General features: G+C 39.2%; 18 protein-coding genes. 4 read left to right on the top strand and 14 right to left on the bottom strand.

Annotation, left to right across the window (positions count from 1 at the left end):
• Positions 1-45: 45 nt before the first annotated feature.
• The 4 genes from M1E86_RS00135 to M1E86_RS00120 all read right to left on the bottom strand — a co-directional run bounded on the left by M1E86_RS00135 (position 46) and on the right by M1E86_RS00120 (position 3,775).
• Positions 46-930: a hypothetical protein gene (locus tag M1E86_RS00135; RefSeq protein ID WP_213913844.1), complete on the bottom strand. Its 885-nt coding sequence runs from the start codon at positions 928-930 to the stop codon at positions 46-48.
• Between the two features lie 187 nt (positions 931-1,117).
• A complete protein-coding gene (locus M1E86_RS00130) occupies positions 1,118-2,092 on the bottom strand; it encodes a sugar phosphate isomerase/epimerase family protein (RefSeq protein WP_213913843.1) in 975 nt (324 codons plus the stop codon).
• Between the two features lie 22 nt (positions 2,093-2,114).
• Positions 2,115-3,368 (bottom strand): MFS transporter, encoded by a 1,254-nt coding sequence (locus M1E86_RS00125; RefSeq protein WP_213913841.1) that lies wholly within the window; start codon positions 3,366-3,368, stop codon positions 2,115-2,117.
• A 29-nt stretch (positions 3,369-3,397) separates the two neighbouring features.
• Positions 3,398-3,775 carry a RidA family protein gene (locus tag M1E86_RS00120; protein WP_166267208.1) on the bottom strand — a complete coding sequence of 126 codons (378 nt, stop codon included), beginning with the start codon at positions 3,773-3,775 and terminating at the stop codon, positions 3,398-3,400.
• Positions 3,776-3,966: 191 nt separating this feature from the next.
• Here M1E86_RS00120 and M1E86_RS00115 point away from each other — a divergent pair, with 191 nt between their 5' ends.
• Positions 3,967-4,614: a helix-turn-helix transcriptional regulator gene (locus tag M1E86_RS00115; protein WP_213913839.1), complete on the top strand. Its 648-nt coding sequence runs from the start codon at positions 3,967-3,969 to the stop codon at positions 4,612-4,614.
• 55 nt (positions 4,615-4,669) lie between these two features.
• On the opposite strand, the gene M1E86_RS00110 is transcribed toward M1E86_RS00115, so the two are convergent.
• Together M1E86_RS00110 and M1E86_RS00105 are read right to left on the bottom strand one after the other, a co-directional pair.
• Positions 4,670-5,224, bottom strand: a complete 555-nt coding sequence (locus M1E86_RS00110) for a hypothetical protein (protein ID WP_213913838.1) — start codon at positions 5,222-5,224, stop codon at positions 4,670-4,672.
• A gap of 74 nt (positions 5,225-5,298) precedes the next feature.
• A complete protein-coding gene (locus M1E86_RS00105; protein WP_213913837.1) occupies positions 5,299-5,844 on the bottom strand; it encodes a TetR/AcrR family transcriptional regulator in 546 nt (181 codons plus the stop codon).
• Between the two features lie 95 nt (positions 5,845-5,939).
• Here M1E86_RS00105 and M1E86_RS00100 point away from each other — a divergent pair, with 95 nt between their 5' ends.
• On the top strand, positions 5,940-7,445 hold the full coding sequence (locus tag M1E86_RS00100; protein WP_213913836.1) for an MFS transporter: 1,506 nt from the start codon (positions 5,940-5,942) through the stop codon (positions 7,443-7,445).
• A 39-nt stretch (positions 7,446-7,484) separates the two neighbouring features.
• Here M1E86_RS00100 and M1E86_RS00095 read toward each other — a convergent pair whose 3' ends face one another.
• Positions 7,485-8,894, bottom strand: a complete 1,410-nt coding sequence (locus tag M1E86_RS00095) for an MFS transporter (protein ID WP_248467302.1) — start codon at positions 8,892-8,894, stop codon at positions 7,485-7,487.
• A 75-nt stretch (positions 8,895-8,969) separates the two neighbouring features.
• Between M1E86_RS00095 and M1E86_RS00090 the strand changes: the two genes are divergently transcribed.
• Positions 8,970-9,632 carry a helix-turn-helix transcriptional regulator gene (locus M1E86_RS00090; protein ID WP_125893807.1) on the top strand — a complete coding sequence of 221 codons (663 nt, stop codon included), beginning with the start codon at positions 8,970-8,972 and terminating at the stop codon, positions 9,630-9,632.
• Between the two features lie 37 nt (positions 9,633-9,669).
• Here the strand turns inward: M1E86_RS00090 and M1E86_RS00085 are convergent, their stop codons facing one another.
• From M1E86_RS00085 to M1E86_RS00055, 7 genes are all read right to left on the bottom strand, one after another.
• Entirely contained in the window at positions 9,670-12,183 is a 2,514-nt protein-coding gene (locus tag M1E86_RS00085; protein ID WP_213913835.1) for a penicillin G acylase, read from the bottom strand.
• A gap of 165 nt (positions 12,184-12,348) precedes the next feature.
• The gene (locus M1E86_RS00080) at positions 12,349-12,924 is read right to left on the bottom strand and encodes a rhomboid family intramembrane serine protease (protein ID WP_213913833.1); all 576 of its coding nucleotides are present in this window, start codon (positions 12,922-12,924) and stop codon (positions 12,349-12,351) included.
• Entirely contained in the window at positions 12,924-17,861 is a 4,938-nt protein-coding gene (locus tag M1E86_RS00075; RefSeq protein WP_213913831.1) for a DNA repair ATPase, read from the bottom strand. The genes M1E86_RS00080 and M1E86_RS00075 overlap by 1 nt, the downstream gene beginning before the upstream one ends.
• A 95-nt stretch (positions 17,862-17,956) precedes the next feature.
• Positions 17,957-20,158, bottom strand: coding sequence for a flotillin family protein (locus tag M1E86_RS00070; RefSeq protein ID WP_125893799.1), 2,202 nt, complete (start codon positions 20,156-20,158; stop codon positions 17,957-17,959).
• A 75-nt stretch (positions 20,159-20,233) separates the two neighbouring features.
• On the bottom strand, positions 20,234-20,872 hold the full coding sequence (locus M1E86_RS00065) for an OB-fold-containig protein (RefSeq protein WP_213913830.1): 639 nt from the start codon (positions 20,870-20,872) through the stop codon (positions 20,234-20,236).
• A 389-nt stretch (positions 20,873-21,261) separates the two neighbouring features.
• Positions 21,262-22,173, bottom strand: coding sequence for an N-acetylglucosamine kinase (gene nagK, locus M1E86_RS00060; protein WP_125893863.1), 912 nt, complete (start codon positions 22,171-22,173; stop codon positions 21,262-21,264).
• A 296-nt stretch (positions 22,174-22,469) separates the two neighbouring features.
• A complete protein-coding gene (locus M1E86_RS00055) occupies positions 22,470-23,666 on the bottom strand; it encodes an SGNH/GDSL hydrolase family protein (RefSeq protein ID WP_213913828.1) in 1,197 nt (398 codons plus the stop codon).
• Between the two features lie 228 nt (positions 23,667-23,894).
• Between M1E86_RS00055 and M1E86_RS00050 the strand changes: the two genes are divergently transcribed.
• The gene (locus M1E86_RS00050; protein ID WP_004906261.1) at positions 23,895-24,155 is read left to right on the top strand and encodes a type B 50S ribosomal protein L31; all 261 of its coding nucleotides are present in this window, start codon (positions 23,895-23,897) and stop codon (positions 24,153-24,155) included.
• Positions 24,156-24,157 lie beyond the last annotated feature (2 nt).

Raw genomic sequence — 24,157 nt, 5'->3', positions numbered from 1 at the left:
TTAAATAACAAAGGGGATTTTTCTTTTTATCAACTAACGTCTATTTTATTTTCGGTAGCGATGATGGATTTCAATCGTTCCTATCGACATCGTGCGGTTGAGTCTTTTTGGTTGAGCAACAAAATCGGCATCAATTAAAAATAGATTATCGTGTCTGTCTTTTTTTACATTTCCGTCGGAGTTTAGATCAAAGATAATACGGCCTCGAGACTTGACGAAGTTATAAGCCTCTTCGCCTTTAATTTCAGAGCCCTTAATAAATTTAGTCACTAAAATGACATTGCCGTTCGTGAGCGTAATTGAACGTGCAAAATTAACATCTTGATTTATTTCATTTAGAACTCTGGCACAGCGATCGTACTTAGCATATTTATTGTATTCAAATATTAAATCACGATGGGGAATTTTAATCACAAAGTTACCAACGCGATAGGCGGTTCCATATTCTCCTTTACCAAGATAATTATGTCTATTAAGGGTAATTGTGCGATCTGAAGGGTGATTTTTAACTAAAAAAGTCGGTCGATGATTAGCCCCATATGCATCATTTTTAAAGGTGATATTAATATGGTTCAAGCTTTCGACGAATTTGTCTATTTCGATAGCTGTTGTCTTAGTAGCTATAGGTTTTATATCTACTTTTTGAGGTGCGAGAGTCTCACTTTTTTGTCTTTTCTGCGTGTTTTTTTCCGGTATTACCATCTCGGTGGGCGCTGCTTTTAAGGTGATGATGTTTGGCTGTATACTATTTTTACCTGGCTGTTTTATATCCGTTTTTTTTACATTATCTATTTTTTTCGGAAGTTTTAAGAGTGTATTCATCAGGCGGTGTATTCCTGCTAAAAACACATTTTTTTTGTTTTTAGGCCTAGCAATAGAAGATGGTTTGATTTCTATATGTATTTGAAATAATTTATTTATATTAGTCATTCTTGCTCTCCTTTTTATATGAAAATATAAAAAATAGAGCGCTAAGGATATCAAAAATAGATTATTCTTCTCATATTGTAGTCGTTGACGACTCGATGAAAATAGATAAAAAAAGTCCGATAAGATTCGTCATGCTATCGGACTTATATTGATAAAAATTGAGAGTTGTTATAAACAACCGTTCAAATTATTTATTGAGAATAGCTTGAGCTTCTTGCTTTAATTCTTCAGCAATATTTCTCACAAAAGTCAGTTGATTCATTGCATCGGTCATCTCTTTTTCTAACCGTGCATCCAATCCTTCTGTTGGCATTGGCGTTTCACTTGCGCCACGATATGGGATCCATGGGTTATCCCCTTCATCATCAAAGCGAAAAGCAGGTGCGTAATAGTCAACTTCTTCTTCTAAGCCAAAGGATATGACTTGTGGTTTTTCATCACCTAAGCAAATTAGTTGTTTGACTAATTCTTTGAAAGGTACTTCGCCTTCACCTGAAAGGCTCGCTTTGTGACCAAATCCTTTTCCTTCAGGAAGGCGAACGGCATCTTTCATATGGACCTGAGTGATATTGCCTTTCATTTTATCAAAAGCTTCTAACGGTAGTTCATTAGCATTGAACATATTGCCGAAATCAAACAGCAATGAAAAATTAGGAAAATCAGCGTATTCGACTAATTGATTAAGTTCATGGCTTTTTAGATCTTCATGTTGCTCGATAACAAACTTCAGGCCCGTGTGCTCATAAGTTTCTTTGATATACTGGATATCAGCTTTGACTTTTTTAAGTACATCTTGCAGATGACCTTCGTAGCGAGGGTAAAAGCGAATAGAGCTAGCACGTGTTTTTAGTGCAATGTGTACGGCTTCATCAATTGCATTGGCGGCAGAAGAACTCGTTTCAATTTTTAAATCGAGGTTATATTCCTGTGCTTTTTGTCCAAAAGCCTCTAATTGTGCATCACTCATGGTTTTTAGGGCTTTAGTTTCACCATCTTCAACATGAATCTTAGCGCCTGTTAAATGATGCTTTTTCGCTATTTCTAATAAGTCATCGGGTAAAATACGCTCTTTTCTCATGTTTAAATGGAAGGCATAAGCGTGGAGGTACAGTGGCATTGAATCAATACGATCAATAATTTTTTGTGCTTCGATGTTATTCATTTTTTCACCTGTAATGTCAATTCTATTCATTTTCTGTTGCTACATTGATTTCGCGTTGTTTTATACGTTTAGTTAAAATTTTAGCGGTCACGAAACCTAACAAGCTAAACATGATCATCATGCCAAAAACAAAGTTATAGCCAGTTATACCAGGGTAGTTATCTAGGAAAGAGCCATAAATCGCGTAAGCAAACATCGCAGGCATATAACCAAGAATACAAGCAAATGCCATTGCAGAACCTGCATACTCACGTTTAGTTCCAATTTCTTCCATCGGGGCGAAGAAAATAGCTCTCTGGCTAAAAATAATAGCTCCGAAGCCTAATGTTGCCGCCATACCGAGATAAACATTCATATTTTCATGAGGTAACATCATGAATAAACCCATTGCGACGGCAGATAATAAGCAGGTGAACTGTAAGAACTTAGTAGGTGATTTAAATACTTTGTCCGATAAGAAACCACCAATAGGGCCTCCTACCATTTTTAGAGCATATTGGTTGATGATCCCGTAGGCACCCACTAATGCAATGGGTAACGCATAGATATCTTTCAAGAATGGGATGAAGTAAGTTAATCCACAATATGATGCATAGATAAAGAAAATAGTCATCGATGCAAGCCATAAGTTAGGACATTTAATGACGCTTTTTATCCCTTCAATAACTTGTTTATTTGCCTCTGATGAATTGTCTGCAACTTTTTTGTCATCATCGCTAACGATGAAATAAGTGATAACCCCAATAACCACGGTCACAATGGTGTAGAACATTAACCCAGCTTGCATACCTTCTTTGCCTTCACCGAACAGGACAAAGACATACAATGCACCGGAAGCAATAATTACGTCTACAATACCGCGTCCAGCCTCAAGGAAACCAAATAGGCGGCCTTGTTCTTTTTTATCACCGAGTAAGCGTACGGCTTTAAGTAGTACTGGCCAATAAATAACATCTGCAAACAATGCCATGACGGCAAAGGATATGAGATAACCGGTAAATGGCGGAAGAGTGGATAAGTATGCACCACAAAGCCCAACCCCAATTAACCCTACGGGTAGAAGGATTTTTTTCGAGAATCTATCTGCAATATATAGTGATGAGAATAGACCAATGGTTTGAACAATAGTGTAAACCGTAAAACCAAAGCCAATTTGGGCATTTGTTAGTCCCCAATCTTGCTGCATAGGAACGTAAAAAACATCTTTCATACTGGATAATTTAAAAATAGTACCAGCACCAAGAATGAGAAAACTGAGTCTTATCCACTTATTCATAAATCCGCCTTAATTATTATATTTAGCGTTTATTGCTTCAAAACGATCGCTTCAACTTCTATCAATACGTCTTTTGGAAGGCGAGAAACTTCTACACAGGAACGAGCGGGGTAGATACCTTCAGAGAAATAGGATTGATAGACACCATTAAAGGTAACGAAATTATTCATATCACTGATGAAGCAGGTGGTTTTGACCACGTCATCCATAGAATATCCCGCGGCTTCAACAACGGCTTTTAGGTTTTTCATGACTTGATTTGTTTGTGTGGTGATGTCGGCACCAACGACAGAGCCATCTTCATGATGGAAAGGGCAGCAGCCCGAGATATAAACGCTATTGCCAACTTTTCGGGCTTGGGAATAAGGGCCGATGGCTTTAGGGGCATTTTCAGTTGAAATAATCATTATTGGTTCCTTTGGTTGTTATCTTGACGCTGATGATTAAATCACAATCATATTTTCCCTTCCGTGATTATTATCAATTTTTTGACTAAGTATAAAAAAATTATACTAAGGTGTGTTTTTATGGATTAAGTATTGAAAAATTTACTCTAATTTATTAAAGTTATGGGAATTTAATCAGTGGGTTGTTGAGTATGGATATGAATATTAATTATGTTTTTACTGAGCAAGATCGAAAATTATTGCAGTCATACACCCCTATGATTGAGTGTCTCGGTGAGTTTTTGGGGCCATATTGCGAAGTTGTTTTGCATAGTTTTGAAGATTTACACAGTTCCGTGATCCACATTGCTAATGGCCATCTAACAGGGAGAACACTTGGAGCTCCTGCAACGAATATTGCGCTAGAGAAATTAGCTGGCTTTAAAAAGAATCATTCATCTTGGGAAGTGTATTTTAATACTAAAAGTATTCGCCCATTTCGCTCGTCTTCAACCTTAATTGTGAATTTAGATAACCAGCCGATTGGTATGGTTTGTATGAATTGGGCATTAGATATGCCAATGAATGCGATGGTTGATTTGATGGGCGGGGGGAACAATTCTAAAAATGAAAACTTTTCGCAAGATGTTAATAAATTAATTATGGATCATCTTGAGCCGATAAAGAACACTATTTATTCAAATAAAAACATTCCAAGTAAAAATAAAAACTTTGAGATTATTAAAGAATTACATGACTGTGGTATGTTTGAATTTTCTGCTGCGCATAAAATTGTGTCTGTCGAATTAGGGATTAGTTCAGCGACAATATATAAGCATCTTAGAAAAATAAATTCGTAATATAGATAATAAGAATAGCCCGGAAATCTACATTTTCCGGGTTTATCTTTTATTTTTAATAACATGAATATTTACTTTGTTTTTTATATTTTTCTATTAATACATTCCTCCCATTGGCTAAGGTTATGATATGAGTAAATTGGCTATGATTTGTTGATAATTCTTTATTTTTATTTGCAATTTTAATGATAAAGTCATGTATTTTATATATGGAACCATCAGTTTCATTTTTTAATAAACTAAACATATTGATAAAAATTGCATTGTCACTATTTATTTTGTTCTCATTATGATTGTGTATTAGCTCTATTTTTTTTGAGTCTGGCGAACTGTAAATAAAGTAAAGGTTTTTTTTCTTCAAATCATTTCCAAAAGCGTAATTGTCGTATTCTAATAATTCTTTTTTTATATGGTTTTGTGGTTTATTCGTTTGTGTTTTTTTAAAACTGCCTGTTTTTCTATCTAACTCTTCAAACTTCTTTTTTAATGAAGCTACACAGTCAGTGTTAATGGGCTTTTCTTTTATATTATAGATAAATGGTTTCTTATTATTAATAAAATTATTGTTTTTATTTGTCTCTATAAGTGATTTTAATTCATTTACTTTCATTTTAAATTATCTCCATTTTATTTCTTATTTTTAGTTTATTGGAGTGGAGTTATTATCGATATCAAAAAAAGAGACTAAAACTGGCCTTTTAATAAACTTTCCAAATCACTAAATATAGATTGCCATTCATTATCATCAATTTCCATGAATCCCATATAGCGCAGCATAAAAGCGCCTTCAGTGGCTAGAAAAACAATTCTGGCCTGTTTACCTTTTTCTGTTGAGGTATCTAACTTAGCAAGCCGTTCACGGTACCAAGTACGCGTACTTTCCAGATATTCAGGGGTTTGTAATAAGGATGCCATTAAAGAAGCGCCTTTTGCCATCGAGACTTTGTCGTGCTGGTGGGTCGCTTGCATATGCGCAAAAATTTTCCCTTCGGGGGAGTTATCTTGTTCAATTGTTTGATTGAAAATTTCATCATAGGACTGGCCCCAACGCTCAAACATTGCATCGATTAAGGCATCTTTATTGCCAAAACAGTACTGAACACCGCCTTTGGAAATCCCCATTGCTTTGGCGACTGCATCGATTGTGAGTGCTGTAGCACCTTGCTGTAGAACAATGTCTTCAGCGGCATCAAGTAATTTTTCTCTATCGATTGTTCGTTGACGTCCCATTTAGAAAAACCCCTTTTCAATACGCGCGTATGGATTTATATTGTAGCACGATCAGCACAGAAATCATGATCAAATAAACTCATTGAGAGAATTTTATGTTAACCGATTATAAGCGCTGGATAGTGCTTCTATTAGTTTCAAGTGTACTATTTCTTATCGTTATTGATGTCACTGTACTGTATACCGCTTTACCTAAATTAACCCATGACTTAGGCGCTACGTCATCTGAAAAACTGTGGATAATGAATGCTTACCCACTGGTGGTCGCTGGTTTATTACCTGCGGCAGGGATGCTAAGTGATAAAGTCGGTCACAAGCAAATGTTTTTGTTGGGGTTGCCTCTGTTTGGGATGGCTTCATTGTGTGCTGCATTTTCACCAACAGCAACAAGTTTGATTTTGTCTCGCGGCTTTTTGGCTGTAGGTGCCGCAGTAAGTATGCCTGCCACTCTTGCGATTGTAAGACATGTTTTTTTAGACCCGAAAGAAAGAGCTCTCGCTATTGGAATATGGTCAGCAGTTGCGTCAGGTGGGGCGGCAATTGGCCCATTGATTGGCGGTGTTTTACTTAATCATTTCTGGTGGGGCTCTGTTTTTCTCATTAATGTGCCGGTTGTTTTATTGGTTATTCCGTTTGCGTGTTATTTGATCCCTAAATGCGGTGGTAACAGTGATAAAAAAATTGATATTTTAGGTTCTATTTTAGTCTTAATTGGTCTAATTGGCGTTATTTATGCGTTGAAGGAGCTTGGTAAACCTTATACAGACTGGCCAGCAGTATTGGTTTCAGGCGTGATTGGGGTTTTATTTTTGGTGGTATTTAGAAATCGACAAATTAAATCTACATCACCCATGATTGATTTCACGCTATTAAAGCACCCTAAATTCAATGCAGGGCTGATGATGGCGGTTTTATCCATTGTAGTTATTGTTGGTGTCGAGTTATTACTAAGTCAACGTCTACAGCTGGTTTTGGGTTATACCCCGTTTGAGGCAGCGTTATATATCATTCCAATTCCATTGGCTTCGGTGGTAGCTGCACCATTGGCTGGTATGTGTCTTCATAAATTTGGTGAAGTAAAACTCACTGTTTTCGGGTTTACTTGTACATTAATGGGTGTCGTTGGTTTAACGATGGTGTACCAAACCTCGACAGGTATTCTGTTACTTTCATTCCTCTTTTTGATAGGTTTTGGTCTTGGTGCAATATTCACGACGGCATCAACGACAGTGATGTTAAATGCCCCTGATGAAAAAGCGGGCATGGCAGCGTCAATTGAAGAAATTGCTTATGAAATTGGCAGTGTTTTAGGCGTAACGTTTATGGGGGGACTAATGAGTGCTATCTATACGTTAAAACTATCACTGCCCGAAGGTATAACTGTCAGTGATAAAGTTTATGACAGTATTGATGAGGCCTTATTAGTTTCTGAATCACTGCCAGCCAATAATGCATCTGCATTGATAAATCAGGCCAATATTGCTTTTGATCATGCATTCTTAGGGGTGATGGTGGCAACTATTTTTGTTTTGCTGATCAGTATTATTGTTCTGCCTTATTTTTTACGTTCGCAAAAGGGATTACCAAACTCATTAGAGTGATTTTTTATCTAAAAGGGAGCTTAGGCTCCCTTTTACACTTTATTTTATTTTTCGGATTAATATAGTTGCGAGTAATGGGCTAATCGCAAATAGAGTGAATAACCAGATTGACGCTTGTTGTGCTCCCGCGATCCCCCCGGGGGTAATTAACCCACTGTTATTGACGACAACTCCCACTAAGGCGGCAGATAGTGCGGTTGCATACAATTGAATAGTAATAATGGATGATGATGCGAGGTTTTCCTCTCCCTCTGGCGCATTTTTAAAAACTCGCAATACGAGATGAGGCCAACACACTCCGATCCCTAGTCCCACCCCAGCCATGGCGATGAGATAAATAACGAATAGTGGCCATGACTCAATAAGCTGTTGATTATGCGTTAAAACAGCAAGAACAATTAAAGACATCAATATGATGACCGGCCCTATTCGAATAATTCGGATAACAATCGCCCCCGTTTTATTGGCACTAAAGAGCGCCCCGATGGTCCAACCTGCAGCCATTATTGCCGTTAAATAACCCGCAGTGAGAGGAGAAAACTGATGGATGGTTTGTAAGAAATATGGGACATAAATTTCTGTTGTCATGCCTCCAACTAACAAACACATGGTTAAAAATATGACGCCAAGTGGGCTTTTGAGTGAATAGGACCCAGTTGGTAATAAACGTCTGTCATTTTTGCCATCAAGTAAGGCAATAGTCAGCAGTATGGCTAGGCCAATTAACAAACCAATAAGGTTTATAAATAAACTTTCAGACAAACTTCCAATTGAAATAGCAAGAACGGATATCACTAACAAAGAAATCGCTAAGAATGGAACTTTGCTGGTTTTTGGTGCTTGAGTTTGCTTTTTAGGAAGTTGATTGATGACAATGAGTGCGAGAAAAACAGCGACAGGCAGTAAAGCCCAAAATGCCCAACGCCAGTGGCCACTTTCTGCAAAAATCCCCCCAATTGCAGGGCCACAGAGTGTTGCTATTCCCCACATACCCGAAACAACGCCCATGGCTCGGGACCATAAGTTTTCAGTAAAAACAATGCGAATTAATGCATAGCTAAGAGCAAATAGAATACCGCCACCCAGCCCTTGCAATGCTCTGCCACCAAGTAATACCAGCATTGATGGGGATGCTGCACACCAAATAGACCCCAAAGAGAAGAGAATAAGTGCGAATAAATAGGAATATTTAGGCCCAAAACGGTCTAATACCTTGCTGGAAAGCGCTGAACCGACAATGGATGTTGCTACAAATAAAGTGGTATTCCATGCGTAATATTCGAGACCACCAATATCGTTAACGACACTAGGCAATATGGTTGTTACGATATAAATATTGATAGCATGTAGTGCAACACCTCCAGTTAGGGCAATAGTGAGTAATGCATTAGTGCCACTGAGTAAATCAGCCCATTTGGCTTGAGGTATGGTTGATGTTTCATTGCTCATAAGAGAGACCCGCTAGACGGAATAGTGGAAAAAGAGGTATTATCCAAGTAATAGCTTGGATAATAGAGTCGCATAATGATTAATGCAAGTAATTACTTTGATAATTTAAATTTGACACAGGCCGTGGATAAGGTTCTTTTTTGTATCAAAACTAAAGGGCCAATTTCTACCGCTGTGATCGCAAATGATTTAAATATGACCGGAGAAGCGGCAAGGCAGCACATCCAAAAACTGACGTCATTAGGGTTAGTTGAGGGGGCGCAGTGCTTATCGCAAACAGGGGCAGGACGACCTCGACAAAATTGGGTGTTAACGGAGTTGGGGCATCAACGTTTTCCGGATACACATGCACAGCTTGCTCTTCAATTGATTGATTCCGTTCGTACTATTTTTGGCGATGAAGGCCTAGAAAAGCTGATTAACCAAAGGGAAATGGAAAGCCGAGAAAAATATTTAACCCGCTGTAAAAATTTACCATTAGCTGAGCGGCTTGAAGCATTGGCTGAAGTGCGTAGCGAAGAAGGGTATATGGCGAAGGTTGAGCAAGATGGTGACAGTTGGTTGTTTATCGAAAACCATTGTCCAATTTGTGCAGCAGCCACTGCTTGCCAAAACTTTTGTCGTTCAGAATTGACGTTGTTCAGTGAGATTGTGGGTGATAATGGTAGCATTGAACGCGAACAGTACTTATTAAATGGAGCTGGGCGCTGTGTGTATCGTGTGAAGGTTAAAAGCTAAATACCGAGATACCTTGGTATTTAGCTTAATAATAGTATTATCTCTCAATTATTAGTGTTTCAGTTGACTCAATATGTGGCGCCAGCTCTTCGCTGTTAAGCCATAACGGTTTCTTACCAAATTGCTGATATAAAGCGAGTTGGTCTTGGTAGTGAGGCGAAGGTTTTCCTTGCGGGGAGATAAAGCCACTTTGCCCTGGAGCTACAACGTCCCATGCACTCACCCCTTCTTCGGTAAACACGATTAAGTCGTTTTCAGTTCCCCTATTATGGTATTCATTTTGATGGAAATTTTCTTGAGGTAAGGCTTGTGGTATACCAAAAAAATTATTTTCACGGAAGGTTAATGCCGTGGCTGGTGTTTGCCAATTAGCCGGGTCATCACCGTATTTTTCTATCATTTTTTGGTAAGTGGTATTCAAAGCCTTTCTAATAACATCATTCTGCGGTTGTCCTGAAAATAAATCGATAGACTGAGGTATGGGGGATTTATCTTCTAAGAGAGATTCATACAGTAATTTTGCACCTGTACTGATATTTAATGACCCTGTTGGGCCTTCTTGTGTCGTCTCATAACCACTCGCTAGGTACCATTTATCAAATGGAGCAGGGACGGTTTGGCCTAGGGTGGCTTTAAGCATTTCTTTTAACCAGATATCGAGGATAGCAGACCCTGGGTGAATATAATGTTTTCTATCACTTGATAACTGGTTTATGCCATCCCATTGCTGGAGCATGGACACTAATTTGACGCTACTGTCATTTGATGGCAAACCTTGTGTCGCTTGAGTTAGAAATGGTGTAAATAAGCGATGATTAAGGTCGACACGGCTAGTTTGCTGTAAAATCGCCCACATATCATCAGCCGTTAACTTATCATAGGCTTCAATGCGGTTATCGATTTCTGTCACCCTATCTGCACTGCCCCATAAGAAGGCAAATAAGTCGCTAGCGGGGTAATTTTTAGCTGGGGAGTTATTCCAGTTGGCGATATAACCTGATTTGGGGTTATACACTTTTGGGTTATTAGCAAAAGGTTGTATACCTTTCCAGTCCCATTCTCCCGTGCCTGATACTGGTAAACGAGGATCATGGTTTATTTGGCGATCGGGGTAGTGTCCGGTATGGACATAGCCAATGTTTCCATCTTTATCTGCATAATACCAATTGATCGTCAGTGCTTGATTTTGTGCTTGGTCTAGCCATTGCTGCCAGTTTTGCGCTTGCCCTTGCTTTACCCAAGCCATTAAGGATGTAAGCTCCTTGCCATCCCATGCGCGAGCTTTGCTGTAGGCGGTGTGAGTTGTCTTATCTCGTTTAACCACATTACCGTGCACAGTACGGTATATTTCAAAAGTAATGGGTTGTTCACCTTTTACATTCAATGTCTCTTGGCGAGAAAGCATTTTTTTCCACTGCCCTTGGTGGAAGTAGCTATTCGGGTCTTCAGGTGAAACTTGTTCTGCAAATATATCAACACCGTCACCAAACCCAGCGGTAGAACCCCAAGATATATGTCCATTATGGCCGAATAAAATCGCGGGATAAGCAAACGGTGTATTTCCGACAATATTAAACCCTGCCCCATGTAAGCCGATACCGTATGTATAGGCTGGGTTAAACCAACCAAACTGTGGGCCATTAAGTAAAATGGCTTTTGCGCCAGAAGCTTTTGTTTTTCCAACAAGCCAAACATTGCTGGTGGTTGGATAGCCAGCTAGCCCATTCGCACCACTTTGTTCATATTGCTTAGCGATTAACGCATTATTTTCTTGAGAAGAAAGCGCAATGACTTTTCCAGTTGTATCTTTGGCTGTGCGTTCAAACATGGGAGCAGTAAGTCGGTAATCACTAATTTGATTCAATTGAGATATATTTTTTGTTTTTTGTGAATCTGAATAGGTGAACTCTTCTGATGATATTGTTGTTGGCGCATTGGGATTATTAAGCCAATTAATTTGGTTAAAGAACTCTACTCCCAATTGTTCACCATACTTATCTTTAAGCGCAGTGAGTAATGCTAGATTATCAATTTCACTATTCATATCGGAAAAGCGGTTTGCCATTGTACCGACCATAATCATAGCAACATCAAAACTCGTCCATTGGGATGGCAAAAAATCATAGTCAATGAACTGTTTTGGCATTAAGTCATCTGGTTTAGTATTGATTTGTTTAATCCATGCATTCATACCATCTGCATACCCTCTTAAAATATCTTGTTCTTGGGAGGGTAACTGAGTGATTTGTTTATGGATAGAATCAGGCCAATAGTTGTTTCTGATTTCTTTATCAAAAGAAATATAATCCTTACCTAATACTTCAGAAACAGTACCTTGGGTACTGCGTTTGGCCATTTCCATTTGGAATAATCGGTCCTGTGCCACAGCATAGCCGTACCCATAGAACAGGCTATAAGTATCATTGGCATAAATATGAGGGACGCCATAATTATCTCGTTCAATTTTAATTTGAGTTGATTGAGAAAATGATGACAGTGATAAGGAGCTTAAACTTAGAACAATAGCGATTGAGATGAGGTGTTTTTTCATTTATTGAGTCCCATGTTGTTATTATTTTTCGAGACTATCATTATTGCAATGTTAATAAATAGTTAATTTGTGGTTAACTGTTAATATATGAACCACGATCACATAAAAAGATACATAAATTTAAATAAAGCATAAAAAGTGAGTCATAATTGTGATGGTGCTAATTTAAGGTGAGCGATTATTGGTTTTTTGATGGTAACGATGACTCAGCCATGCATAGATAGCCCCAGCAATAGCCCCCGCTATATGAGATTCCGTTGAAATGTATAAGTGAGTCGGTAACAAGCCACTCGCCATTGTGCCAAAATAGAACAGCACTAATAATGCGATAGCGATATCAACCCAGTTTCGACGGAAGAAGCCTTGAGCAATTAACAACCCCCATAAACCAAAAACCCACCCGCTTGCGCCGATGTGAACTGCATTCCTACCAATGAGCCAAACTGCTAATCCACCCGCAATAATGATAAACAGTGATGCCAATATGTAAGCTTTGATGGTGCGATGAAGCAATAATGCGCTTAAGATGATAAATGGGGGCAAATTGCTGAGTAGATGCTCCCAGCTTCCATGAATAAATGGAGCGAAGAAGATACCGAGTAAGCCCCATTCTGTACGTGGAACTAGCCCAAACTGGGTTAGTCCGCCAGCAGTTAAGCTATTAACCGATTGAACAATAATAAAAATTGCAACAATTGAGGTTAATAACTTAACGCGAGGATACCCTGATAAATAGCTCATTAGTGGTTGCCTAGTGCTTGAATACTTTCAACAAGTGACGCTAGCTGGCCAACAACCCGATCACCAATATCTGAATTATCTCCACCTAACGATTTGTTACGCATAAAGTCTTTCTTGATTTGTTGCCACCGTGCAGAATCTTTTTCTGTTAATGTACCACGCAGTTCAGCCAGTTTGAGTAAGTTCTCTTCTGCACCTGTTGTGAGAAGCTGTGCTTCACCCAAGTAGTGGTCATCGAGTAATCTTTCAAGTTCATCATTATTCATCACTGAAGAGATTTTTTCGCTGAGTTTATTCATATTACGGTAACTACCTTGCAAGCGAAATGCAGGCTCTGTCCGGTATTTATCGGATTGCGCTGCGCTAGCGATATAGTGTTGATTCACTTTCAATACAACATCCCGTAACTTAATTAACTTGCTGATTACCGAAGTGATTTCATTAATTTCAGCATCAGAGTATGGGTAACTTAAGGTATTGGTAGAGACGGATTTGCCCATCGCTTTATCGACAAATAAGTACAGGTCGTTTAGATCTCGTAATGCAAGAGGGGCTAATACTGGGTTTGATGTCAGGCTGTTTTCGATATAGCTCAAAGCAAATGCTTCATCCATACCACCAAGCACTTCACCAAGGTTATAAATATCCGCACGGTTTGCTAGCATATCTGGAATGCGGAATACTTCCCCAGATTCGGTGTATGGATTCCCTGCCATAACGACACAGAATTTTTTACCCCGCATGTCATATGTTTTGGTTTTGCCTTTCCAAACTCCTTCAATACGCCGTGTCCCATCACATAAGGAAATAAATTTTTGCAAAAACTCAGGGTGTGTGTGCTGAATATCATCAACGTATAGCATCACATTATTACCCATTTCTAAAGCTAGATTGAGTTTTTCTAGTTCCTGTCTTGCGGTTGCGTTGGGTGCTTGTTCAGGATCAAGAGAAAGTACATCATGGCCAAGAGCTGGGCCGTTGACCTTCATAAAAATTAGCCCTAAACGGTCAGCGGCATATTCCATTAATGTGGTTTTACCGTACCCGGGCGGTGAAATAATTAATAGCAGCCCCATGAGGTCAGTGCGTTTACCTTCCCCTAAAGCCCCAATTTGTTTTGCCATATTATCGCCAATGATAGGCAAATAGACGTCGTTTATCAGTTTGTTACGTACAAAAGAGCTGAGTGGCTTTGCTTTATATTCATGCAGTTTTAAACGACTACGTTCTTCAGTCACAATCTGTTGGCGCAGCGCTTGGTACTGACGAAATTCGGGAATGAATCGCTTCCTTTGACCACGCATACGACTGAAGTAGTTATCTAAACTCAGTGCTAGAGTTTGGTTTTCAATGGTCGGGTGTTCCCCGAGCAACCCACTAACCTTAAAGTAAAGATCAGCTTCACTAAAACGAGCAGAAGCGACTTTATCTAAGATAATAATGGCAATAGCACCCGGTATGTATGGAACAAGGTCAGCAAACTCAGGGGTTGAGCACAGCCCTTGTAGCCAGTTTTGAACTAATGACCAGCGCTGAGCGTAGCGAGTGCCTAAATTTTGTTGTGAGCGATTAAAATCACCCCACATATGAGCGTCTTCTAAGCGGCTCTGGAGCGCTAAAACTAACTCCCTGGCGTACTTGCTATAGACGAGCTCTATTGGGGTTCTTGCTAATACAAAACTAAGATATTCAGCGGCTTGGGTTTGCTCATAGGCTTGGCATTGAATGGGGTTATCGTGTAAAAATAAGCTAATCCCCGCTTCGATTTCAGCTTGTAGGTCAATCAGTGCATTGTCATTATGGAATAATTGGTGAATATTCATAGCTGTTCTTGCACGTTCAGGCCATAAAGCGGGGAAATCGTCGTTTTGAACTTGCTCCCAATAAATAGCTGCGATAGCACGGGCTGTTGGGCTATACCGTAATAAATCTGCACTTTCACCGAGTGGCAGTAGTTTTTTCAGTAAAGCGACTGCATCGTGGTCATGAATACCTTTCTCATAGCCTTCTTTATAACGTGGGCTCGCAAAATCACGGACAATTTTTTCAAGTTTTTCTGTTGATGTTAATGCGTTTTTTAGAATGTCAAAATCTAGCCCATCTTGGCGTTTTGTTGCGGCATAGATAACTGAATAAGCGAGGTATTCGGCACGGTAAACCGTATCAGACTCAGATTCTAATGAAGCGCTCCAATAAGGTTTGAGCTGTGATAATTGTTCATTTTCTATGGGTTCTTGGAAGTCTGTTCCTGTGAGATAAACCCAGAGTTGTTCATTTTTGGGTAAAATAGTAAGGTCAAGCTCTTGGGTGTTTACGCTGAACCGGTGACGCCCGAGCTTAATGACATTTCCACCATCTTCAAAAATATCTGTTTTATCACGCAAAACTCGAATGGCTTGGTCCCGAGAGGATTTCAAACGTGCGTCAATGTCATCAGCTTTAACGTTATCGTTAATTTCCCTTAATTTTTCAATTATTTCACGTGTTTTAAGCGCTAGAGGGTCTGAGGCAAAGAAGGCATTGAGTTCATCTTGAGACTGTAAACGGGCTGTTCGTCGTTGCAGGCTGTCTAGTAGACGATCAGCCGCAGTAACTAAATTTTGTGCGCGGCGCTGGCGGTCATCAATAAGAACTTGTTTATGTGATTCAAATGTTTCGAGTAATTCTTCCCGCTTAGCCAAGATATCATCAAGAAATTCATCATGATTGCTAAATTGGCTTTCGAGTTCTTCTAACTGAACAAGTAATCTTGATAGCTGATCATCACAACGCTCAGGATCAGTGGCAAGAGACAGGGCATTGGTAATGCCTTGGCTGAACAGCCGGAATTGTGCGCCAAATTGAGCAACAGTTTCCACGCTGCTTTGCGATTTTCGTTTTTGTTGTAAACGAGCTCGAGATTGGTTTAGCTGAGCATAGATTTGCGAAATAGCATCAATAATGTGAGTTTGTTGTGTGACATCGTTGAAACTCAGTGAAGCCATTAAGTTTGATAGCATATCTAAATCAGTAGACATTTTTTCCATATCTTTCATTGGAATGTCTAGCTGAGCACTGTTTTGGGCTTTTTCTATTTGTTCTTCGAAAACAGTTAATTGTGTTTTAAAGGGCTGTAATGCTTTATCGCTAGCGAGAAAGACAGCGGTCTCTTGTGAGACATACTGTTGATTTTTCTCTATTTCACTTTCCATTTCGCTAAGCTTTTCTAAATCCATATAGCGAAATTCACGTAGTGAAATCAAGTGCCCGCGCTGAGCACTTAGGGCATTTAAGCCATCAACAAATTGTTGAATATCAGCCCAACTTTCAGGCAACGTCAGTGAAAGTAGTGACTTTTGGCGGCTGATGGCCTCATTCATTGATTTGGCAGATTGCTGTCGTATGCTTTCGACCTTTTCATATTCATCAAGAACGAGCTCACTTGTTTGGGTGATTTCTTTGAGCAATTTGCCAATACCAAAGCATTGTTCATCACCAAACCAGTAATAAATATCCAGTAAATTCTTCGCTTGTTGGCTGAGTAGCTCGTAGCGAGCGATGGAAATTTGGCTGCCTTCTATTTCTTTGGAAATATTCAATATTTCAGAAATGCCCCGAACTAAATCTGCATTGCCTATACGCCCTAAAAAACCGCTACGAGTTGGCTGTTGGTCGGCAAATTCTTCTGAGTAAAATGGGGTCTGCCAAACTTGCATAGGGTGAACGCGAGTCGCTTCTTCCCCTTCACCTTCAAATAACACCATTTTTCCATCTTCAAGCATGGCATAGCCATGGCCAATAAGTGGAACCGAAAGTGTGCGTTCAATTAAATTATAATTGAATAGGGCAATGCGTCCTTGATTTGGTGAATAGAAAACATATAGGACATCCTCTCCATTTGGAGAACGACGCAAACGGCGAAAACGCATTCCATCCATAGATTGCTCAAACGTTTTATAGTCACCATTTTGTAAGTAGTAGCCGCCAGGGAAAATAATACCGTGGTCTTCTGGTAGCTGGACACATGCTTGCCCAATAGCATCAATACGTTGTACGGATTGAGAGAGTGTGTTGTAAACCAAGTAACGCCAAGTTTCTTCCCGATAAGGTAAAACTTTTAAGAGAATTAGGCTGCCAGTTTGTGCATATTCAATTTGTGCGTCATCTAAAGATTGGTTTTTATCAAGAACTGCTTCTCGGTAAATCCCTAAACCATCTTCAGTATTATTTTCACATTTGATGGTTAAATCACCACCAATAGTTTCTATGAATACAGTGTCAAGAACATTGATGTGAGGGTATCGGCCGTTAACGGTGTCTTCCCGCGTGGTTTTTTGCCATTCAAAATCATAAGCAGGTGGGAGGGCAATATCGCGTTCACCCCGGTTATCAATATACTCAATTTTGCGTTTGTCGCTGGAGATTGACCAGCGGAAAACTCGCACATCCGTGATGCGATCGCCAATTTGAAAGCTAGCGAGAAGTTTGCCGTCCCGTTCAACAAGTTGCAGTAACTGTGTGTTCTTATAATAGGTATAGAGTTCAGTAAAGTCTTGAACAAAGCGATTATCATTTAAGAAAGTTTCTTCATAAGGGACGGCTTCAACATCAAACTCATCGTTGTTTTCAATTAACCGATATAGTGAAAATACATCTTCGAGGTGTGTTTCTTTTTTTAGGCCGAGGAATACGTTATAGCCAAATAAAAGCCATTCACCGACGCGGACAATATCCCTTGCTTGGCAATTATTTTCAGTACGAATGCGAATACGACCAATAATATCCATTTGGCTTTGACCAAATTCATCCAACCGCATTTCATTAAGTTGTGCGGCTTTTTGATGCAGTTGTTGCCCTTGGTCTGTCAGGCGTTTACGTAATATTTCATAAGCACCGCCTTCTGCAACAGCGCTATCGAGTATTTCTTGTTCGCGATCCGTATCCTGAATATCTGACATTGCGCAGCGAATTCCCTTAACTAAGACAATAAAAATGGAAAACAAATAATGGAAAATAATAGGGGGCAGGTTCACTACCCCAATGTGCTAAAGGTTTACAGCTGGTCATCCGTTGGTGGAATCGGTTTTGACAAGACTGTTTTGGCTGGCTGGTTAGTGCCTTTAGTTGCCATAAAACCGTTTATAAGGTCTTGAACTTCTGGGTTTTTCAGTAATGCTGCAATATCAATTTTCTTGTCTTCTTTGCTTCGATTAATGAGCTTTTCGACATTTTCTTTTGCAAAACTGCTTTTATCCATAAAGCCATCAACCGCTTTACCGAGGCTTAGTGCTTTAGAGAAGGTATTGAAGAAGCTGCCGTCGCCGCCCACAATTTCAATATTGGTTTTGCTAAGTGCTGCAGCCAGTACATCAGCTTGCTCGCGGGCAATTTCTTTATTTGCGTCGATAGAGGCCATGGATTGTTCGAACTCTTTCTCAAGGCGCATACGGAACTCTTCATGTGAACGTGCGGTATCGCTGAGGTGATCCATTGATTTAAATTTGTCGGTTAAACCATCGGCTTCAGCTTTCAAGCGTTGGCGGATAACTTCGGCTTGCGCTGAACCTAATTGTCCTTCCCCTCGAGCTTGTGCTGCCAGTTTTTCTTCCAGTACTTTCGCGTCAGCTAAGCCTAGTTTTTCTTTAGCATTTGCTTGTTGTTCTTCACCACGAGCTTGGGCTGCTAATTTCTCTTCAAGGATTTTTGCTTCAGCAAACCCTTGTTGTTGCTCTGCTTTAGCTTTAGCTTCCATAACCTGAGCTTCCGTTAAGCCTTTTTCTTTCAGCCCACGTGCTTCTGCTAACAGTTTTTCAGCCGTAATATTGGCAAGAACAAGCCCTTCTTTTTCTTCTGCCTCTGCAGTTGCTTGGCGAACTCGAGCTTCTGCTAAACCTAATGCCGCGTGTTCGGCCTCAACCCCTTCAGCTAAGCGTTTTTTGGCTTCAGCTTGCTTTGCAGATGCTTCGAGTTCTGCTTGTGCCATGGTGCTTATTTCTTCTGCACGGTGTTTAGCACTGGCTTCATCAGCTTCGGCTTTTTTCACTTGGCGAACGAGTGACTCTTCTGCTTCTGCCTGTGCATTAATCACGGTGACTTGGCGCATGCGTTCAGCTTCAGAGACTTCACGAACTTCTTTGATGCGCTCTTCTTCTTGTGCCACGGTTTTTTCAACGGCGACACGCTCACGTATAACATTGGAGATATTTTTGCGTTCTTCTTCGAGTGCTTTTTCTTTTTCTATACGTTGTAACTCAACTTCTCTTTCTCGGGCAACAATCTCAAGTTCACGTGCGCGGCTCACTCGTTCTTCTTCGATAGCTACAGCTCGAGTACGGTTTTGTTGTGCGACTTCAACTTCTCGCATGCGATTTTCTTCGCGGATTTCAATTTCTTGCTGGGTTTGAATACGTGCTTGCTCTGCTTTAAGGCGCTCTTCCTCTTGAACACGTAAGGTTTCAGCTTGTTCACGGGCGCGAATATTATCAATTTCACGCTTTTGGCGTGCTTCGGCATCGGCTTGTTGGCGCTCTAAAGCCAAACTTGCTTCGCGAGTTTCAACATTTTTCTTTTGAATTGCGAGCTCTTGGTCACGCTCTTTTTGGTTGGTTTCAATATTGTGGATCGCGGTGATTTCAGTAATTTTACGAATACCTTCGGAGTCAAAGATATTGTTTGGATCTAAGGCTGATTTTGGTGTTTGTTCTAGGTAATCAATCGCCACATCTTCAAGTGCGTAGCCGTTAAGGTCTTTTCCTATCACATCAACAATGCGGTCACGAAAGTCTTGTCGGTTTTCAAATAAAGTGGCTAAATCCAGTTGCTTACCCACTGTTTTTAACGCTTCAGAGAATTTAGCGCTAAATAACGTACTGACTGCTTGATGGTCTGATGCACGGTCAACACCGATAGCTTTAGCCACTTTCAGTACATCTTCTGTCGTTTCATTTACGCGCAAATAGAACGCAACAGTGATATCAGCACGTAAGTTATCATGACAAATCAGCCCGTCTTTGCCTCGGCGGTCAACTTCCAAGGTCAGCAATGAAATGCGCATGAATTCTTTTTTATAGATGACAGGGTAAACTAATGCCCCAGTAAAATGTACTTTAGGCTGTGACGACATGTCATTGACAATCAAAGCAGTACCTTGTGGAACTTTGATATAGAAGGCTTTGAATAATCCAAAGAAGCCTAGAATAACTAGGATGATCCCCCCGATAATGGTTAAAAAGGGCATTAGTGCAGCCAAATCCATATTAATTCTCCATTGGTTCTGACGATGACGTCATTTCGATTATGCAAGCAAGATATTTATTTTTTAAAAGTGAAGTTATCCGTGGCGAAACTCATTTTCACTGACAACTTGGTAACTGTGCGATGATGCGTCATAGCTAATGATGACAACACGATCACCGCGTTTTAACTGCTCGGAGGATGGGGCGCGTATTTGTAAAATTAACCCAGCCCCGCCATCTTCTAATAGTGCCTCGCCATTTTGTTCATTTACCGTTCCTGAACGTACTGTGGCGTATTTACCGATAAGCTGTTGTACTGTTTTAGGTTTATTGAGATTCACCAATTTTTTGCGCACAGGTTTTAAGCACAAAGCGGTTAAATGAAGAGAGATAAATAGGGTGATCGCAAAAACGGCGAAGCTGACGAGATAACGTAATAAATCAGTATCAATGAAGCGAATAAAGATATGTACGCTGAAATAACTGATTATCCAGCCAAAAAGAGTAAATAACGTGACAATAATTGTGACCGGGATCCCTGCTAAGCCAAGTTTGGTTAACCAGCCTGCGAAACCCGTTGCATCAATACCGGCGTCAAATTCGGTATCAAGATTAAAGATGTCGATATCCAATAATCCAAAAGCGGCACATAACCAATAAAATAGAACAATGATTAGCAAACCACTAAAGATAATTGTCGGGAACATCAAACTGTTATGGAAAAACAAACTCATAGGGTTTTCTCTTTATTATTAATGCATTATTGAGCTTATGTGAAAAGGAACGTTTGTTTAATTTATCACCATAAAATTATTTAGCTTAATAATATATTTTTTAATTAATAGCAGTATCAGACTAGTCTATAAGCACTTTTTATTTTTTTGAGTTTCTTATAATGCTGGTTATTTATCCAGCCTTATTTGGTGAAGTTATTCCTAAAGTTTTATTGATAACAGCAAGGCATCAATGAGATAGGATTTTACCATTAAAAATTAAGTTGATGATAATCATTCTCAAACAAAGAACAGGTGTTTAAAGTACAAAATGGGGAGAATAGGGATGATTAGGGTGATAAATTTGCGCTTCATTATTTAAATTATCTATGAAGCGCAAAAAAGTAAGATTAGTCTATCAAGTTCAGGAATGCCGCACCTCGTGCGCCACCAGAGTCACCATAACGCGCTTTTTCGATTGCAGGTAATGTTGCTATGCCATATAGGTATTGTGGAAGCACTTCTGGTAGTTGTTTATAGATCTCTTCAAACTGTGATAAGCCTCCGCCAATCACCACTAAATCAGGGTCAAAAACAGTGACGATTTGCCCCATAAACATCGCAAGTAATGACATATAACGGTTAACATGTTCTTTTGCTTGAATATTACCTTGCTTATATAGCTCAATAATTTCGATAGCCGAACGTTTTTCATTGGTGAATGAGGAATAAATACGCTCAAAGCCCGGACCGGATAGATAGGTTTCAAAGCAAGCTGTTTGGCCACAGCCACAAGTTATTTCAGGGACTTTTTCCCCTAATAGCTTGGCTCCACGAACGCTGAGATTCATGTGACCTATTTCCCCTGCAATTCCATTTTTACCGGATAAAACTTTGCCATTTATAATAAACCCACCGCCCACACCAGTCCCTAAAATTAAGCCAAGAACAGTAGGGAAGCGCTTGAAATTAGGGTCCCAAGCTTCTGATAATGCAAAACAATTGGCGTCATTTTCCACTTTTACTGGACGTTGTAATATATTAGCAAGATCATGAACTAAAGGTTTGTATTGTGCAGTAGGGACATTGGTTGTAAATACGGTTCCTTCCGCATGGTTTACGATACCAGGGACGCCAACACCGACTTTTCCTTGGCAGTTAAATTTTTTATCTGCTTCTTGAGTGAGTTCGAGAAACGTATTTAAGAGTGTCTGGTAATCATCTTTAGGTGTAGGAACGCGTTTTTGCCAGACCTGATTTAATTCGTTGTCAAAGACGGCAAGTTCAATTTTTGTCCCGCCCATGTCAAAGCCGTAATACATTTTCATCATCCTTTAGTTATTTATGTATCATGTATCTATATGATAAATAATAAATGAAAGTACTAATTAGCCTGATTATACAAAAGTTATTTGATGAAAGAATTATTGATTTAATATTTATTTTTATATTTACATGAAGTTAGCCTTAGTTTGCTGACAAACATACAATATTTGGGGCTAGTCAAACTAGGTATTGATTTTCATCGGATAAAACAAAGTGAAAAAATCACACTTTTATCTCGTTTTATCAATCAAAGTTAGGAGGTACCTACTAGCTTTGATTGATATATAACGCGTTATTTTTGGTTTTTTAGTGATTGATACTTTTTTAAGATAAAGTTATGCAATTCCATCGCAAGAATGTTATGGACTTCCTGAGTAGGGTGAACATCATCGATAAAAATATAATGGGGGTCAATTTCTAATGGTTTAGAATTATCGCGGAGAATATAACCATTAGTAAAAGCTTTTTCTTTATTATATGCTCCCAGAGAGTTTTTATTTATATCGTCAACAATATTAGTTATATTTTTCATTACGTCATTAACATTGAAGTAATTAATGTTAATGTTTTTGTTTAATTTTAAGAGATTAACTAGGGTCTGAAGCTTATTGTTATGCTCTATGCTGAGATTTTGTATTTTTCGTTGTTTTTTCGGTGAGCAGGTTTTTATTGCAGGGGTTTGGGATAGATCAGGGAGTCCCATCACGAGGATATTTCTCGCACCATTTTTGATCATTTTTTTGATTGTTTTTTCTTGACTAGAGATAACGACATCGACATTTTCTTTCGAATAGGTCATATAGTCATTGGCACCAAGAAAAATAATACCTAAACTTTTTTCATCAAACTTAAGGTGTTTTGTTTGTTTTTCGATATTTGAAAGTATGGCAAATTGAGGGTGAAGTGTGGATTTAAAATAAGGTACGCAAGCTGAACCACCTTCAGACTTATTTGTGAGTGTAACTTTACCTTTACTTGAATGGCTTTTCATCGTATTTGGCATGGTGAGAAACTCAGGCCATGTGAAACCATTAGTGAACCGCCCATCATGGTATTGGTTAGCATTAGTGAGTAATCCACCCGACTTTTTATACATCCTTCCTTCAGAGTCAGATAAGCTGTCACCAATAACCGTGACGCTATCAAAACAGGTTATTGCTTCTTTTTTCTCTATATTAAATTTATTTGAATAAGCAATAGCTAATTGAAATGGCTTTCCAGGAATTCTTTTTTCTGTATGTCTGCCCAAAAGAGAGCCATCTACATCATCGCCGGAGAGTTCTTTCATGTTATGAAATGAAGCCTGCCCTTTGGTTTTGCCGTCATTAAGTCCTACAGAAATGTAGTTGCCGATATTATTGGATGTACTTTGTGGCGATTGATTCTTAATCGATACTATATTTTTCAATGCTAGATTGGTGGTATCGGGTACTGTTGAATTAGGTCTGTGTGTAATTGCACACTTAATTTTGTTGTATATTGATGTCATAAGGAGTCCTTATTGATTGGGATACTTCTCGATAAAACTATCAATCAACAGACAAACACAGTATCAAATAAAGATTGTTTATCTATAATGACATGACTAACAATTAAGATATTAAGCTATATAAAACAATTAGTTGATTGCTAGTTGTTATTATTATCGACAAAGTTATTGCATCGCTTTTTAAAAAAATGTATTGTTATATTATAACATTACATTTAGGTGGTTATTATGAAACAGGGGATCCATCCACAATATCGTACCGTGGTTTTCCATGACACAAGTGCAGATGCCTATTTTAAAGTAGGGTCAACAATAAAAACCGAAAAAACAATCGAGTATGAGGGTGAAATATTTCCGTATGTCACGCTTGATGTCTCTTCTCAGTCGCATCCGTTTTATACCGGTAAACAAAAAATGATTTCACAGGAAGGTAAAACGGCACAGTTTCAAAAGCGTTTTGGTCGTTTTTTACAGTCAGAGGGTAAATAAAG

The sequence above is a fragment of the Providencia sp. PROV200 genome (assembly GCF_049901995.1).
In the GTDB taxonomy this organism is placed as follows: domain Bacteria; phylum Pseudomonadota; class Gammaproteobacteria; order Enterobacterales; family Enterobacteriaceae; genus Providencia; species Providencia rettgeri_E.
This window is presented reverse-complemented; position numbering and strand designations above follow the sequence as displayed.

Bases quoted from the DNA above. Each gene is read 5' to 3' on its own strand.
- M1E86_RS00135 (WP_213913844.1), bottom strand. From the start codon at position 930: ATGACTAATATAAATAAATTATTTCAAATACATATAGAAATCAAACCA.
- M1E86_RS00130 (WP_213913843.1), bottom strand. From the start codon at position 2,092: ATGAATAACATCGAAGCACAAAAAATTATTGATCGTATTGATTCAATG.
- M1E86_RS00125 (WP_213913841.1), bottom strand. From the start codon at position 3,368: ATGAATAAGTGGATAAGACTCAGTTTTCTCATTCTTGGTGCTGGTACT.
- M1E86_RS00120 (WP_166267208.1), bottom strand. From the start codon at position 3,775: ATGATTATTTCAACTGAAAATGCCCCTAAAGCCATCGGCCCTTATTCC.
- M1E86_RS00115 (WP_213913839.1), top strand. From the start codon at position 3,967: ATGGATATGAATATTAATTATGTTTTTACTGAGCAAGATCGAAAATTA.
- M1E86_RS00110 (WP_213913838.1), bottom strand. From the start codon at position 5,224: ATGAAAGTAAATGAATTAAAATCACTTATAGAGACAAATAAAAACAAT.
- M1E86_RS00105 (WP_213913837.1), bottom strand. From the start codon at position 5,844: ATGGGACGTCAACGAACAATCGATAGAGAAAAATTACTTGATGCCGCT.
- M1E86_RS00100 (WP_213913836.1), top strand. From the start codon at position 5,940: ATGTTAACCGATTATAAGCGCTGGATAGTGCTTCTATTAGTTTCAAGT.
- M1E86_RS00095 (WP_248467302.1), bottom strand. From the start codon at position 8,894: ATGAGCAATGAAACATCAACCATACCTCAAGCCAAATGGGCTGATTTA.
- M1E86_RS00090 (WP_125893807.1), top strand. From the start codon at position 8,970: ATGATTAATGCAAGTAATTACTTTGATAATTTAAATTTGACACAGGCC.
- M1E86_RS00085 (WP_213913835.1), bottom strand. From the start codon at position 12,183: ATGAAAAAACACCTCATCTCAATCGCTATTGTTCTAAGTTTAAGCTCC.
- M1E86_RS00080 (WP_213913833.1), bottom strand. From the start codon at position 12,924: ATGAGCTATTTATCAGGGTATCCTCGCGTTAAGTTATTAACCTCAATT.
- M1E86_RS00075 (WP_213913831.1), bottom strand. From the start codon at position 17,861: ATGTCAGATATTCAGGATACGGATCGCGAACAAGAAATACTCGATAGC.
- M1E86_RS00070 (WP_125893799.1), bottom strand. From the start codon at position 20,158: ATGGATTTGGCTGCACTAATGCCCTTTTTAACCATTATCGGGGGGATC.
- M1E86_RS00065 (WP_213913830.1), bottom strand. From the start codon at position 20,872: ATGAGTTTGTTTTTCCATAACAGTTTGATGTTCCCGACAATTATCTTT.
- nagK (WP_125893863.1), bottom strand. From the start codon at position 22,173: ATGTATTACGGCTTTGACATGGGCGGGACAAAAATTGAACTTGCCGTC.
- M1E86_RS00055 (WP_213913828.1), bottom strand. From the start codon at position 23,666: ATGACATCAATATACAACAAAATTAAGTGTGCAATTACACACAGACCT.
- M1E86_RS00050 (WP_004906261.1), top strand. From the start codon at position 23,895: ATGAAACAGGGGATCCATCCACAATATCGTACCGTGGTTTTCCATGAC.